13 protein-coding genes, 1 tRNA gene and 1 pseudogene are annotated in these 15505 nt (G+C 32.3%); 4 read left to right on the plus strand and 11 right to left on the minus strand.

From position 1 onward, the window contains the following. Window positions 1-63 precede the first annotated feature (63 nt). The gene (locus tag AMQ68_RS24160) at window positions 64-828 is read left to right on the plus strand and encodes a LytTR family DNA-binding domain-containing protein (RefSeq protein ID WP_054513164.1); all 765 of its coding nucleotides are present in this window, start codon (window positions 64-66) and stop codon (window positions 826-828) included. Between the two features lie 68 nt (window positions 829-896). On the opposite strand, the gene AMQ68_RS24165 is transcribed toward AMQ68_RS24160, so the two are convergent. The 6 genes from AMQ68_RS24165 to tssD form a co-directional block, all read right to left on the minus strand. Continuing rightward, window positions 897-1193 carry a hypothetical protein gene (locus AMQ68_RS24165; RefSeq protein WP_054513165.1) on the minus strand — a complete coding sequence of 99 codons (297 nt, stop codon included), beginning with the start codon at window positions 1191-1193 and terminating at the stop codon, window positions 897-899. 232 nt (window positions 1194-1425) lie between these two features. Beyond that, on the minus strand, window positions 1426-2130 hold the full coding sequence (locus AMQ68_RS24170; RefSeq protein WP_054513166.1) for a CPBP family glutamic-type intramembrane protease: 705 nt from the start codon (window positions 2128-2130) through the stop codon (window positions 1426-1428). A 717-nt stretch (window positions 2131-2847) separates the two neighbouring features. After that, a complete protein-coding gene (locus tag AMQ68_RS24175) occupies window positions 2848-3195 on the minus strand; it encodes a hypothetical protein (RefSeq protein WP_054513167.1) in 348 nt (115 codons plus the stop codon). A 316-nt stretch (window positions 3196-3511) separates the two neighbouring features. Continuing rightward, window positions 3512-4852 carry a hypothetical protein gene (locus tag AMQ68_RS24185; RefSeq protein WP_054513169.1) on the minus strand — a complete coding sequence of 447 codons (1341 nt, stop codon included), beginning with the start codon at window positions 4850-4852 and terminating at the stop codon, window positions 3512-3514. Window positions 4853-4854: 2 nt separating this feature from the next. Continuing rightward, the gene (locus AMQ68_RS24190) at window positions 4855-6819 is read right to left on the minus strand and encodes a type VI secretion system Vgr family protein (protein WP_054513170.1); all 1965 of its coding nucleotides are present in this window, start codon (window positions 6817-6819) and stop codon (window positions 4855-4857) included. Window positions 6820-6983: 164 nt separating this feature from the next. After that, entirely contained in the window at window positions 6984-7391 is a 408-nt protein-coding gene (tssD, locus tag AMQ68_RS24195; RefSeq protein ID WP_054513171.1) for a type VI secretion system tube protein TssD, read from the minus strand. Between the two features lie 394 nt (window positions 7392-7785). Between tssD and AMQ68_RS25865 the strand changes: the two are divergent. Further along, window positions 7786-7887 (plus strand): annotated as a pseudogene (locus AMQ68_RS25865) (DDE transposase); the annotation flags it as partial. 142 nt (window positions 7888-8029) lie between these two features. Here the strand turns inward: AMQ68_RS25865 and AMQ68_RS24205 are convergent. From AMQ68_RS24205 to AMQ68_RS24215, 3 genes are all read right to left on the minus strand, one after another. Beyond that, window positions 8030-8102: transfer RNA gene (locus AMQ68_RS24205), tRNA-Phe, on the minus strand. A 108-nt stretch (window positions 8103-8210) separates the two neighbouring features. Further along, a complete protein-coding gene (locus AMQ68_RS24210) occupies window positions 8211-10052 on the minus strand; it encodes a lysophospholipid acyltransferase family protein (protein ID WP_054513173.1) in 1842 nt (613 codons plus the stop codon). Window positions 10053-10074: 22 nt separating this feature from the next. Beyond that, entirely contained in the window at window positions 10075-11313 is a 1239-nt protein-coding gene (locus tag AMQ68_RS24215) for an aspartate kinase (RefSeq protein WP_054513174.1), read from the minus strand. 323 nt (window positions 11314-11636) lie between these two features. Between AMQ68_RS24215 and fbp the strand changes: the two genes are divergently transcribed. Next, window positions 11637-12653 carry a class 1 fructose-bisphosphatase gene (gene fbp / locus AMQ68_RS24220; RefSeq protein ID WP_054513175.1) on the plus strand — a complete coding sequence of 339 codons (1017 nt, stop codon included), beginning with the start codon at window positions 11637-11639 and terminating at the stop codon, window positions 12651-12653. Then, entirely contained in the window at window positions 12654-13658 is a 1005-nt protein-coding gene (locus tag AMQ68_RS24225) for an o-succinylbenzoate synthase (RefSeq protein WP_054513176.1), read from the plus strand. Window positions 13659-13672: 14 nt separating this feature from the next. Here the strand turns inward: AMQ68_RS24225 and AMQ68_RS25415 are convergent, their stop codons facing one another. Both AMQ68_RS25415 and AMQ68_RS24230 read right to left on the minus strand, forming a co-directional pair. After that, on the minus strand, window positions 13673-13840 hold the full coding sequence (locus AMQ68_RS25415) for a hypothetical protein (protein ID WP_160318012.1): 168 nt from the start codon (window positions 13838-13840) through the stop codon (window positions 13673-13675). A gap of 446 nt (window positions 13841-14286) precedes the next feature. After that, window positions 14287-15417, minus strand: a complete 1131-nt coding sequence (locus AMQ68_RS24230; RefSeq protein WP_082384284.1) for an alpha/beta hydrolase — start codon at window positions 15415-15417, stop codon at window positions 14287-14289. Window positions 15418-15505: the final 88 nt, after the last annotated feature.

The raw sequence follows: 15505 nt of genomic DNA on the forward strand, positions 1-15505 counted from the left end.
TAATAACCCTGAAACCGCTTGAACTTAATTGTTTTAGCGGTTTTTTTGTATTTTTGCAATGTTATGAAAATTGCAATCATAGAAGATGAGCTATTGGCGGTTAATTATCTGAAAGATCTTTTAGATAAACAAAGCATCGTTCCTGTTACGGAAACGGTGATTCTTCGTTCAAAAAAACAGGCTATAGATTTCTTCAAAAATGATTCTGCGGATCTTATCTTTATGGATATCCATCTTGGTGATGGCATGAGTCTGGATATTTTTGAGCAGGTGGATCTTTTTACACCGGTTATTTTTATTACCGCATTTGATGAATATGCCATGCGGGTTTTCAAACATTTTACCATAGATTATCTCTTAAAACCTTTTGAAGAGGAAGATTTACATAAAGCATTACAAAAATTTATTTCCATAAGAGGGAATTTTGATCCTGAACCTGTATTGAAGTCTATTTCTACCTTATATCAGGCAGGAAATCCCGAAAAGATGAAGCACTTTATGGTCACAGACGGAAATAAAATCAGGTCTGTAGATGAGGAAAGCACCGCTTACTTTTTTGCATCCGGCAAATACTTATTTTTAGCAACATCAGATAATCGAACCTATATTTATGATGATACAATTAAAGATATCATCCATAAATTAAATGCTCAGCTTTTTTTTAAAATCAACCGCAAGTTTATCATCAATAAAAAAGCAATTGTTGAGATCATTAAACATACAAGCCAAAAGATAGAATTAAAACTTTCTCCGGCTCCTGAAATTAATTCGGATGTGTTTATCAGCAAAAGACAGATTACTGAATTTTTACATTGGATTGCCAATTGATGTAAAATTATAAATGTATCATACTTTATGGCATACTAGCCTGTAGGTCTAAGACTGTTTATTGTGGTTTAACTAAAACCATTCGTTTTATAATACAGGTAACTGAAATTTAAAATACAAAGTAAGAGCCCCAATACGTTAATAAAAAACACTTTCCTCTGATTTTTTTTGTATCCTCTATACGCGAAAATTAGATTAAAAAGAAGATAGAACGGAGTCGTAAATATAATAGCAATAGCAACGCCTAAGGCTCTGTCTCCATGATGATTTCCTCTCAAAGGTTGGCTTACATTCCACCATAATAACCCATAGAATCCATACATTATTAGATTTAAAACAAGATGAATTAGCCAATTATATTTCATGTCTGGAGTATTCTAGGTTATCAGATTTGTGAATATACAAATAAAATTTTCAGTTGGAATTGGGATGTGGTTGTACTATTTGTTTATTTAATCTAAAGAAATTTCCCAAGGTGTATATACTAATTTAGTATGTCCAATAGGCTGGTGGCTTGCTTATTTTTATAAGAAAAGTTTAAATGACTTCGTTATCTTTTGAATATACTCCTAAACAATATAGTTCGTAAAGGATTATTCATATTATTTTAGAAAGAATCAATGGTGTCAAATTATTTACAGAATGAGCTGTAAGGCTAGTTCCAAATCCCCTCCTTATCCTTAGATAGCTTTGGGTAAAACCGAATAAAATCTGGGGAGCGAGTGTTATAAGATAATAAATTATAGTGTTATTATTTCCTGTATAGTTTCCTATATGAATGGCGGCAAATAAAATGCTGGATATAATAATAAAAATTATTTGATTTTTTTTCCAAAAATCAAATAATTTTTGATTTTCATATTTTTTCAAAAGAAAAAATAATGCTGTAAAAATTAAAATAAATAATAAAACAAAAACTAATATAAATGAAATGGTACTGAACCAATGCACTCCAAAAACTTTTGCGCTTACCCATAATAAAAAATATGTAACACTTATAGATATATTTATTTTATCATATATAAGCCATAATCTAAAAACAATCTCCTCTAATAAAGGACCTAAAAGCACCGAAAGAAATAAGGAATTTGTTAGTGCATTCATTTCTCCGTCATATTTTAGGGGTTCTAGCATGCCTTTGATTTGTAAAAGCATTCTAATTCCCGTAATTAGTAATATAAATAAATACTGTAATAGTAAAAAACAGAAAATATTAATAATTTTTGAACTAAGAGGTAAAGGAGATACCGTTTCTTTGGAGGGAAAAAAATAAAAATAGAATAAATTTTTAATATAAACCATTAGTTTTGTTTAGTAATCAATATTATATAAAAGTTCAAGAAAGAATTTTTACACTTTCTTGAATTTTAAACTTTACGTCCTATAAGAAAATTTCTTTTCCTATGGTTATGATAGCTTTCGCAATTTACCCTGTAGTAACGTGGTACTCACTGAAATCACCTTTCTCAACTTTCTGCATTACTTCTTCTGTTTTGTACTTTGTCTGCCATTTCTTTAAATGCATCTAAGCTTAATTTTGTTGTTTGTTTTTTCATCTTTTGATTTTTTAGACGATTAATATTTCTTTGCTATATAAACCTGATGTGGGCTTTTCAAGAATCAACAGTTCATATTATATTTTGTATTGTACACATACAAGAAATAAAATATTTTTGTTTTTACTTGAAGTAAACTTAGGCAAGAAATTAGTGAATATTTAAGTGAAAATTACGGTCTAAGAGCCTGTTAAAAAAAATTATAAAAAAAGAGTAAGGGTTGTTAATTGAATAAAAATGTCAATTTAGAGCTGCAAAACAAAAAAAATGATTTATCCAAAGAACTTAAACCTTACTTAGTGGCAATTTATAAAAAAAATGCTTGATTTTAATGATATAAAGCGAAAATCTGATTGACTTATTATCTGGAATGCTATTTATTATCTGGTAAAACAGGCTGTCAGTGGCGGATGCTCCTTTCAAATTTTATTATTCTAAATGGAATTTTGGAATGATAAAAAATTTAATTTTCTTTTATTTTATAAACTTGCGCATAAAGAATATAATCTATTGAATTGCTAAAGACTACTATAAATTCTTCCTTTCCATCTTTATCAATATCATATAAAAAAGCATTAGAATTACCATTTCCTAAATTCTTATTTTCTTCTGGATACTTTTTTTCAATATTAAATTTGTAAACTTTTCCTTTAGAGCAGATTTGTAATAACATCGGTTTATTCTTTAAGTCAATAAATTGATAAGTATCATGCTCTTTGGTCTTTAGTGTAGTTGCATAGCCGGAATCACAATCAATCTTTTTTTGAAGACCACAATCTAGATATGAGAAATGATCTTTATAATTATTCATGTTGTATTTAAAGAAATCTACATTTTTTATTTTTTTAGATTGTATTTTTTTATGATCTCATTACTTTGTAATGAATCATTTAAATGATATAATTTTCCTTTTTTATACATTTTATAATTGTAGTAAAAAACAGAATCATTCTCAGCAAAAGTTTCATTATGAGATTCCATACCACTCACCGAAGAATAATCGCTCCAGCTAATTTTAAAATAATCGAATAGTTCAATTTTTGTAGCTTCTCTTCTTGAACAATTTTGTAAGAAAGCAATACAAATCAAATAAAAAATAATATTGGGTATACTTCATAATTTACTAGTTATTTTAAATCTTCAAGGATATAAACTGGTGGAATTTCATTAGCGGGTGAATCTTTGGTTATTTTTAAAACTGTTTTTGATACTTTATGATCACCATTTTTAAAATTAGGTAAATCACTTGGAAATTTTTTAAAGTGAGCTAATATCTTTTTGCTGTGATAAATATACGTTGTAGAATCTCTAGCTTTTCCTCCATCTTTATTCTTATTAATTGCCGATTGATCAAATAGTGCGACTACCAATTTTTCGGTTACTTTACATTGTTTTTGTAAATGAAAGTACTGGGAAGCCATTGCCCAAATTTTTCTATCATCATGCATCCTAATGTTCATATCTCCATAATATCCTTGCCCTTCCCAATCTTTATAAAAAGATCTAGGATTTGTTATAAAAATATTTTCTTCACAAAATTTTTTAAATCCCTTTACTTGTTCAAAATTAGCATATTCCACAGACTGTTTTTCAACCGTTATTTTTCTGTATGGCCATGTATTATCATCTCCAGCTGTTTTATCCTTATTTTCCTTCCCAAAACCTAAATGATATAGATGTGACATGTATACAAATCCTTTTTCCGAATAAGCAGAAGATTTAGTTAAACCTCCTATCCCATAAGTTCCTACAATGTTTAGATAAATATATGCAATATCCCATAAATTTTTTTTTCCATTAGAACTTTCCACTAAAACGGTCGCCATAAACTTAGCTTTTTCTTCTGGTGATAAATCATCAATAGATTTTACATTTTCTTTTTGTAATTCAGTTTGGCAGTCCCCAATTCTTATCCCTCCACAGAAAACATGAGATGCGCCTCCATCAAAATATAAGTCATCATCATCTGCATAGAATTTGATAATGCTTATTTTAAAGCTATCTATCTCTATTTCAAAGGTACTTCCATAGGAGGTGTTTATTTTCTTTGACTCTATTTTTTGATTTGCGGTATTATAAATATCTGCTACTATTATACCCGTATTATCATCTGCTGTTTTATTTCCTTTCTCTACTTTAAATTTTAATTTAACTTTTGTCTTAGTAGAAACTAATCTTACCCTCTGCATCTGTGGAGATCTTTTATTGTTATCAATTCTAATATCCAATCTCCAGTAACCTTCTTTGTCTTTAAACTCATAGTCTTTTCCATTTGAAACAATAGAGACGATAGGTATAAAAGCATTACCAAAATCTATATCTTCTGGATCATTATAAGTTAGCCCTTTGTCAACGCCCTCTGCTTCAAATAAATTACAATTATATTTTATATTCGAATTAGACAATATTGTGTAATCTCCTTCGATTTTTTCTATAAGTTTACCACCAATGTACGTTTCTTTGCCCATAATTAATGATTTTGAGATTTTTCACCGCTATTAATTTTCACCTCTTCTTGTGCTTGTTTAATAATTGTTCCGTTACTATTAACTATTACTCCTTTTTCATTATTAATTATAGTAGCTCCCTTTTTAACTTCACTTTCTTTATCTCCCTGAATGACTTCTTTTACTTTACCCACAACATTGGTTACAAAATCTTTTCCAACGGTCAATATATTCATCATTCCCACATTTAAAGATTTATTGGTTCCTATAGTTTCATTGGAATTCATTTCAACTGTGGTTGTCATATTCTGTCCCACATTGATCTCTAAATTCTCTCCTGCATTAAGCGTCATATTTTTTGGAGCAGTCAGGATAATATTCCCCTGTCCATCCATCAAATATGTATTTCCGCTTGGGTCAATAATATTCACGCTGCCTTCATCATCATTCAAGAGAATTTTTATTCCGCTTTTGGTTTGTATGGATCTCAGTCGATTATTTATGCCACCTCCTAAACCTGTGCCTCCATGAAACATTCCCCCCATTACGAAAGGTCTGTCTGGATGTCCGTGTTGAAAATTAACCATTACCTGATCGCCTACTTCAGGAATCGCAACATAGCCACGGTTCTGATTGATTTGACCTGTTCCTCCCGCATCGGGGCTCATCACTCGGATGAAATCGGTGGTGTCATTCAACTGCCAATCGAATCGTACGCTCACTCTTCCTTGTCCGTTAGGATCAGTATTAGAGATAACCGTTGCAATTTGGGGTTGAGCAGCGGGAATTACAAAATCTGGGGTGGGCATGAAACCTGTTCCTTCCGCAATTCCTTCAAATGTTCCCGTATAATATCCTCTGGCGTCTACTTCGTGCGTAGCTTCGGTAATCATTAAAGTGGTAAAATGCTCTGTTTTATTGGAGTCTGGTATTCGTATTTCAATATCGGCAACACATCCAGGATAAAGAAAAGGTTCTGTAGTGGAACCTGAAGTCGTAAATACATCTACGCCTTTACTTCCCGCAGCACTTTTCTGAGAGTATTCTACATCAAGATGGGTAGCTGCTTTTAAAGGAGCGATTTTTAAAGCCGGAGTTTTATAGATGTTATCATTATTTTCATAGGCTGTTCTGGCCAGATCTCCCAAATGTTTTACAGGAGTATCCCCTGAGGTCAGTTTTTCATTCCTACTGCTGTTATAGCCATAGAATCGAGGCTTAGTATGCACTGCTTTGAGTTCTGTTCTCAACTCGGTAGTATTGCTGCCGTAGATTAATTTAATTGGTGGATTGGGTTGAGGAAGTTTCCCAAAATGCAGAACATAGCCGTCATAAAAGAACTGTTCTCCATAAGCCTCAGCCATTCTTGCCAAATAATTATAATGGGTTTCGTCATATTGACTGCTGTATAGAATTTGTGAACTGTCATTGGTGTTAATGCTGAAATCAAAGTCGTTATTAAGTCCCTGCTTAATCACATCATTGGCGATAATACCCATATTTACGGGGAGATTTCCTCCGAAGCTTTGGGTATGTGGTGCACCATCTAATAAAATGGTTGGACTGTATCCTTTAAGAACAATATTTCCCAAGCTCATCCTTTCCTGACTGAAACCCACCGAAGTAATCACGCCTACAAAAGATCGGTCCGGACTTTTATCCACTCCTTTATATTTGAACGTTGCGGTAAAGCGTTTTCCTAATAGCTTTTTAACCTCTTTTAGATGATGGGTTTGATGCCCCTCCAGACTGTCATGTGCTAGAATAATTTCAAATTCATGATGCTTGACCGCACTTTGGGTTAATTTAAAGTGTTTGAAATATTTAACAGGTTTTCCGTCGGCAAGCACTTCCAGTTCTACCATTCGGTTGATTCCTGCAATGTGATTTTCAGAAATTGCCTTCGTATTATTGTCAGGAATAAATGAAGGTCTTTTTAATGTTGAATAGCCTTCATTAGAAGGGATTTCATTTTCGTTTTTTTTCATTTTAGTGTTTTTTTGTGTTCTGGTATCGAATGTAATTTTTACTACTTCATAAAATAAAATGAGTGTTTAAATTTTGATTGTCTGCTTTTACTAATGATTTTAAGCTTAAAAGGCTATCATAAATGACAGCCTTTTATGAATCTTTCTCTATGGAATGATGGTGCTTAAGAACTTGGCCACAGCCCTTCGTAAGCAGAATTACCATAATTGATTTGTTCTGCACTGATCACGAAACTGATGAGCATAGAGTTCTGATCTACTGCGTCGAAATCTACTTCATGTTGGATTACATAACCATTTTCCCAGTTCAGGGTAATTAATGTTCCTTCTTCATGAGATTTATTGAAAGTAACTTCTCCGCTTGTTGGTTTGTATTTACCGTTTAGTAAACTTTCGAGAATATCAGATTTCTCTGTAGCTTCGATGGTTAACTTAATAATTGCATTTGATGGGTCTGATGCTACTCGTCCTGAAACGTCTGTAGATCTAGCGACACTGTAATTAAGTTTTAATAACTTTTGACCCTCGCTTCCGTTGAATTTTAAAATTCCTCTTGAATTTTTTTCCGCCATAATTTCTAAATTTTAATTATTAACACTGTGTTTTTCAATGTTTTGTTATAGCAAATATAGATACCACATTTTAATTCAAAAAATTTTTATCGCATTATTTCATATTTTGTAGTAGTTCTACTACTGACAAACGTTAGGTAGGGAAGTGGTAATTTGAGTAATTTATCGCAATTATTTCATATTTTGTAGTAGTTCTACTACTGACAAACGTTAGGTAGGGAAGTGGTTAATTTGAGTAATAGTTATCTGAAAATAATACTCAATGTAAAGAAAATGTAGTAAGAGTAGGGATTTGGAGATCGTAGAATGTTTTTTGAAACTATTTAAAAGGTTGAGTGTTTTTCTTATTTAGGTTATCTAAACTTTTTGCGTAGTTCCCAACTTTTGCACCTGATCCGAGTCTTTCAATGCCAAAATAAAAAACTTCAGATTACAACTTAGAGGTGTGCGAGATAAATCGTTTTTCCTATTTAGATTATCTAAGCTTTTTGCATAGTCCCCAAGTTTTGGTATTGATCCAACTTTTTGCGTAGTCCAATTGATCCAAAATATTGATAGAATTTCAGAATAACTCATATAAAATAAAAATCCCTTAAATCGTAAAATTTAAGGGATTTTAGAAATCAAATAATTTCTTGTGGTTTCTCCAGGAATCGAACCAGGGACACATGGATTTTCAATCCATTGCTCTACCAACTGAGCTAAGAAACCATTTTATTTTGTTTGACTTACTTCGTTGTTTTAAAGTGATGCAAAAGTACTAAGTTTTCATATATGAAGCAAGTATTAATCATACTTTTTTCTAATAAAAATAAAAACTTACTGATTCTCAGGAGAGTTATTTTCCTGTTCCTTTCTTATTTGCTCACTCATTTCTTCTAACACAGGTTTTATCGTACTTTCGGGAAGGTCGCTTATCCTAATATACATCAATCCGTCAATCGCATCATTAAAGTTGGGATCTACATTAAATGCAATAACTTTTGCATTTTGCTTGATGTATTTTTTGATCAAAACAGGCAATCTTAACTCTGGTTCTAGATCGTCAATGATCTTATCTAATTTATTTAGATCAGATTCCATTTCATCAAAGAATAAGCTTTTATCTCTTTCTCTAAGCCTTACTTTATATTCGTTTCTAGGAGTGATGTATTGAGCAACTGCAGAATCATAATAATTAGAACGCATAAACTCAATCATTAATGATTTAGAGAACTCTGAAAACTTATTAGAGATACTCACACCTCCCATTAGGAATTTATGGTCAGGATTTCTTAAACAAACATGCACAATTCCTCTCCATAAAAGGAAAAGAGGAAGGGGTTTCTGTTGATATTCCTGGCAGATATAGGCTCTTCCCATCTCAATTACTTTTCTAAAGAAAGGATGGATGTCTTGTTCAAATTCAAATAAAGAACTGGTGTAGAAACCTTTTATACCAGATTTCTTCATCACTTCCTTACCTAAAGCCATTCTGTAGGCTCCAACCAGCTTTTCCTCCGCATTATCCCAAAGAAAAAGATGATGATAGTGCTTATCATATTCATCAAGGTCAAAAGGCATGTTACTTCCTTCTCCTACGGCACGGAATGTAAGCTCTCTTTGGCGCCCAATTTCCCTCATTACAGAAGGTATTTCTTCGTAGGCGGTGAAATAGATCTCATAATTACCGTTACTAAAAAGCATTTTGTCGGTACCTTTCAGCTTGCTGATGTCTTTAATGATATCTTCTTTCGGAGTTTCATCAATGATATTCTGAACAATATTCTCTTCTCTGAGCAAAGGAAACTTTACATATAGATTTTGAAGATTAATAGCCTGAGCCAGAGATTTTCTCTTTTCGTAGTAAGATTTCATCATATAAACCTTACGCTTGAGGAACTCTCCTAATTCTTCCATGGTTTCCATCTCATCCATTGCTTTTACACTGATGGTCTTTCCAATCCTGATACGAATAGGTTTCTCCCTGTCATTCATCATTTCAGCAGGAAGCATCAAGGTCTGTAAATTCGGATGAAGTTTGGCTACCTGATAAAAAAGGCGGCTGTTCTTTGCATGGAAATACATAGGAACTACCGGCACTTTTGCCATTTTAATAAGCTTAAGAGCCGGTTTTTCCCATTCTTTATCTAAAATTTCTCCGTAAGGATTGTTCTTGTTAGAAACTTCTCCAGCCGGGAAAATACCTACACAGCCTCCGTTTTGCAAATGCTTTAATGTTTCGCGCATCCCGGAAGAGCTGCTGTAAGCTCCTTTTTTGTTTTCAAAAGGGTTTACAGAAATCACGAAAGGTTCCATCGGTTTGATTTTTTCCAAAAGGAAATTACCCATCACCTTGAAATCCGGACGTACTTCTGTTAAAATTTTGCACATTAAAATCCCGTCAATCGCTCCTAGTGGATGATTGGATACCAAAATAAATGGTCCTGTTTTTGGGATTTTTGCGAGATCTTCTTCAAAAGCAACATAGCTTAAGTTTCTTTCTCTCACAAATGAGTCGAAAAAGTCTTTACCTTCCTTATCTTTTAGTTTATCGTATAGTCTGTTTACTTCATTTATTTTAGCAATGCTCATCACAGCAGATGCTATTGGATTCTTTAAAAATCCTATTTTACTTAAGCCGGAAGCTTGAATTAAATCGTTTTTCGAAATTAAACTCATGTGTGTTTAGTCGCAATTAATTTTATTGTGTTACCATTTGAAGCGTATTCTTGGAAATCTGTTCCAATAATACACTTTTTTCTTGGTAAAATTTATCTATGTTCTCCATCTTCGCATTTCTCACGGTAAATAAAGATACATTTTTTACTACTTCAGTCTTAAAAATTTTCTGAAGTTCTTCATTTAGCTCATCTATTTTGTCAAATTTATCTTCCAGACATAAAGCTAATGAAATTGCAGAGTTCTGCATCAAAGAAACTTTGATTTTATATTTTGATAAATAACCAAAAACCAAACTCATGTGATCTTCTGCAACAAATGAAAAGTCTCTTGTAGATATTTTTAAGAGATTTTGATTTTCTTTTAAAATATAAGATTCCTGATATTCGTTTTTATCAGAAGCACCTACTTTTGTTCCTTCTTTAGTAGGATCTAAGAAAGATTTTACGTAAAAAGGAATACTCTTTTGTTGTAAAGGCTGTAATGTTTTAGGATGGATGACACTTGCTCCATAATATGCCATCTCAATCGCTTCTTCATAAGAAATATACGAAAGAAGGGTTACATCCTTGAATTTTCTTGGATCTCCCGTCATTACTCCCGGAACATCTTTCCAGATTGTCATCGCTTCTGCATTTAAACAATAAGCAAAGATCGCTGCAGAATAATCTGAACCTTCTCTTCCTAAAGTTACTGTAAAGTTATTGTCATCAGAACCAATGAAACCTTGCGTTACATAGCAGATTTCAGGATTTAGAGTAGACATAAATTCTTCAGTCTTTTTCCAGTCTACATTACCATCTCTGTAAGAATTGTCAGTTTTTATATAATCTCTGGCATCTAGCCATTGATTGGTAAACTGTATCTCATTCAGATATTCGCTTACAATTTTAGTTGAGATCATTTCTCCGCAGCTTACAACCTGGTCGTAAACAAAATTGTAGTTTGGAGATTTATTTCTTCGTAAAAAAGAATCAATATCATCAAAAAACAAATTGATTTCTGCAAAAACAGCATGATTTTCCTGGAAAAGCCCCTTGGCTATTTCAATGTGTTTCTGTTTAATGTTCTTGATCTCAGCTTGATAGTTGTCTTTCTTGAAATAAAGCTCTACCACTTTTTCCAATTCATTAGTCGTCTTGCCCATGGCTGAAATTACCAGCACACATTTAGCAAATCCTTGGCTTTCTAATACCATGGATACATTTTTTACACTTTCAGCATCTTTTACCGATGCTCCACCAAACTTGAAAATTTTCATTAAATTGTTAAAAATAAAATTGTTAGATAAAATTTAATTGAGTTTTTTACGGAGGTCAAAATTATAAATTTACAACGAGATATGAAAGAGGCGAGTGGTACTAAGAATTAAGATTTTATTAAAATTATTGATATATTCTAAATATCTGAATTTTCTTTCCTTCGCAGGATGAATTGGTGATTAATTTTAAGGATTAAATAATAGCTAATAACGGTTAATCGTATTGTAGGGTTCTGATATACAGTGTTTAATGTATTTTGAAAGAAAATTCTTTATATTGTTCCAAATTTTACGAAATTTGAGCAAAACGTAAAAAGAAAAATATGTCAGATCAACCATTACAGACTTTAGGAGAATTTCTTATTGATAAACAGGACGACTTCCAGTATTCTACGGGTGAATTTTCACGTCTTCTGAGTGCAATAAGATTAGCTTCGAAAGTGGTAAACAGGGAAGTAAACAAGGCCGGAATTGCAGATATCATTGGAAAAGCAGGGAAAGAAAATATTCAGGGAGAAGAGCAGCAGAAGCTTGATGTGATTGCCAATGAGATTTTTATTACAGCGTTATCCCAAAGAGAAGTGGTTTGTGGTATTGCTTCTGAAGAAAATGATGATTTTATTGACATTAAATGTGGCGAAAATGGTCATTTAAGCAAATATGTTGTATTGATTGACCCGTTAGATGGTTCTTCAAATATTGATGTAAATGTTTCTGTAGGAACTATTTTCTCTATTTACAGAAGAGTAAGCGAACCAGGTACGCCTGTTCAGTTGGAAGATTTCTTACAGAAAGGAGTAAATCAAATTGCTGCAGGATATGTTATTTACGGTTCATCTACCATGATTGTTTATACAACAGGAAACGGTGTGAACGGATTTACACTGGATCCTTCTTTGGGTACTTATTATCTTTCTCACCCGAATATGACATTTCCAAAAACGGGTAAAATTTATTCTATCAATGAAGGAAATTATATCAAGTTTCCTCAAGGCGTTAAAAATTACCTTAAATATTGTCAGATGGAAGAAGGCGACAGACCTTATACATCAAGATATATTGGTTCTTTAGTAGCAGATTTTCATAGAAATATGTTGAAAGGGGGAATTTACATTTATCCTTCTTATTCTCAGTCTCCAACTGGTAAATTAAGATTGTTATATGAATGTAATCCTATGGCATTCTTGGCAGAACAGGCCGGAGGAAAAGCAACAGACGGATTCAGAAGGATTTTGGAAATTGAACCAACAGAACTTCATCAAAGAATTCCGTTTTTCTGTGGAAGCGTAAATATGGTGGAGAAAGCAGAAGAGTTTATGCGAATAGACAGTGTAAAATAAATGAAAGCAAAATATTCTAGATATTTATTAGAATTCAAACGCCCGAGTGGAACATCTCGTGGCGTTTTGTATGAAAAGGAAACTTTTATTCTCGAAATTTCAGAAAATGATAAAAAGGGAATAGGAGAGTGTGCTATTTTCAGAGGACTGAGTTTTGATGACCGACCAGATTATGAAGAAAAGCTACAATGGCTTTGTGATCATATTGAAAAGGATTCTGAATTTTTAAAAGAAGAATTAAAAGAATTTCCTTCCATCTGGTTTGGATACGAACAGGCCATTTTAAATTTAAAACATGGAGATAACTTATATTTCCCAAGTGAATTTACAGAAGGAAAAGCTTCAATCGTTATCAATGGTTTGATCTGGATGGGTGACATTCATTATATGGAAGAACAGATTCAGGATAAACTGAATAATGGCTTCCATTGCATTAAATTAAAAATTGGGGTCGATTGGAAATCTGAATATGAAGTACTTCAAAAGCTAAGACAGAAATTCTCCAAAGAAAAACTAGAATTGCGTGTTGATGCTAACGGTGGTTTTAGCAAAGAAGAGGCGAAAGTTGTACTGCAACAATTAGCAGATTTGGATATTCATTCTATCGAGCAGCCCATTAAAGCTGGAAATTGGGATGATATGGCAGAATTGTGTGCCGAAACGCCAACTCCGATTGCTTTAGATGAAGAATTAATAGGAATTATTAATTACGACGAAAAGAAGAAACTGTTAGAAGCCATCAAACCTCAATATATTATTTTAAAACCAGCTTTGGTAGGTGGTTTTTCTGGTTCTGATGAATGGATTTCGCTTGCAGAACAACAAAATATGGCTTGGTGGATTACCTCTGCACTTGAAAGTAATATTGGACTCAACGCGATTGCTCAATATACATTTACCAAAAAAAATCCGATGCCACAAGGGTTGGGCACCGGAGCTTTATTTGTCAATAATTTTGAATCCGATTTGGAACTCAGAAATGAGCTGTTATGGTTCAAAATATAATTGAGAAAAATTAACTAGCATGCTGGAGCAGGTGAATCTGGACAGGTAGTATTACCGCAGTAATCGGGAGCCCATGATCTGCAACACATTGTACTTGGATTCCAGTTGTTACATCCAAGAGGAGGTCTTCCTCCTTTGATTGTTTTTAATTTTTCTCTTTTGATTTTTTCTAGATTTTTCATAATAAAGATTTAATTGATTTGTAAAGTAAAGATCAATTTATTTTTTAGAATAAGCAATGTTTTTAACTTTAATTAACTAAGTGGTGAAATATAATTTAAATTTTACTACTTAGTTAATTAAAACATAAAAGCTGAAAACAAGAAATATCTAATAAACTTTAAAAAGCTTATTAGATATAAAATTGAATTGGTTGTATAGATAATGTAATTTTACGGTCGGATAATTAGTCTTTTTTTTTGTTGGTATTCAATTGATTAAATCACGTCTTTTACAAAAATCGCTTTCTTAATTTTTTTCAATAAATAAGAAAACTTACTTTTAACTTTCTTCATGATATAAAATTTATATTTCTCTGTTTAATGAATTCACAATCTTTATGCCACTTTTAGTTCCTATGCCAACTTTAACACATGAGCCTATTTATTATATTTTTTTTAATGAGTTGTTAAGAAATAATTGTGAAGATATTTTCGTTGTCCTTTATTCTATGGGTGATAAGGTTACGATCTACTCCGTATAAATTTTGAAAAATATCTTTCTGAACCTGCGAGCTGGAGAGATATCCCCAATGATTTCCGATTTCAAATTTCAAGCTGTTCTTCAAATCATTTTCAATAAAAGTACAATCGATAATAGAAACGATGTCTTTGAGTTTTTCAATATCGCTGGGTCCGTTTTTACCCAATCTTGGGGTTAGAATATTTTTTGTGAATTGTGAAATTCCAAGAATGGTATCTTTTCGATTTAAATAAATGGAGATTCTGTTGGCCAATAAAGGAAGCTTATTAAAGGAGTCTTCCGATTCATCAAAAACTTTATACGTAACATCAGAGTTCAATAGCAAAACCTGATCGATAACTCTTAATATATTCTCTTTTTTCAAGCTATACAACATACTTTGAAGGACTCTGTTTCCCATGGAATGGGCCATTAAATGAATTCTTTGGTTGCAGGGAGCAAGATCTCGATTGGAGAAGATATCTTTTAAAAATTGGGTGTAAAAATAAAACAGTCTTAGTAAAGAAGTCCCTGAATTGATACTTGACGCTTTATCGTCAAAATAAGTCAGGGGAACAATACTGCTCGAAGCCGGCCAGCTTACAAATAAAATATGCTCAACGGGAGATTCTGGGTTGTCTATGAATATCTTTTTAAGATCAATCATTGCTTTCAGTTCATCATCAAAATCATAAGCATATCCATGAATAAATATCAAAACATCACTTCTTTCTTTGCTGGAAGACATTTCTTTATACAATTCGTAAAACATTCTTTGGCTTCCTCCCAGATTATTTGCGGTAAGGGTGGGTTTTTTGATTCCCTTTTCACTGAGTAAGACATCCAGAACTTCTTGATATCCTTGTTTCTCGGGTTCTGAAAAGAGTTTATAGTCTAAGATGTTTCGATTGGTATAGCTTTTCTTCTTTTTGGCTTGTGCTGTAGGTTCTTTGTAGTTTTCGAAATCACATTTTGCAATTCTAAAATTAGGAATTGAATATTCATCATTAGAAAATGAATCTAATTTTTCACCTTGATGGCGCACAATTTTCCTGTTACTTAAGATAAAGACAGACATGAGTGTTAGTTTTAGTGAATTTAAGCATTTTTCTGCATATTTTAAAAGAAAATCATAATTTTTTAACTTGTTATTTTTAGGATTTTAC

This window comes from Chryseobacterium sp. ERMR1:04, assembly GCF_001297705.1.
Lineage (GTDB): Bacteria > Bacteroidota > Bacteroidia > Flavobacteriales > Weeksellaceae > Chryseobacterium.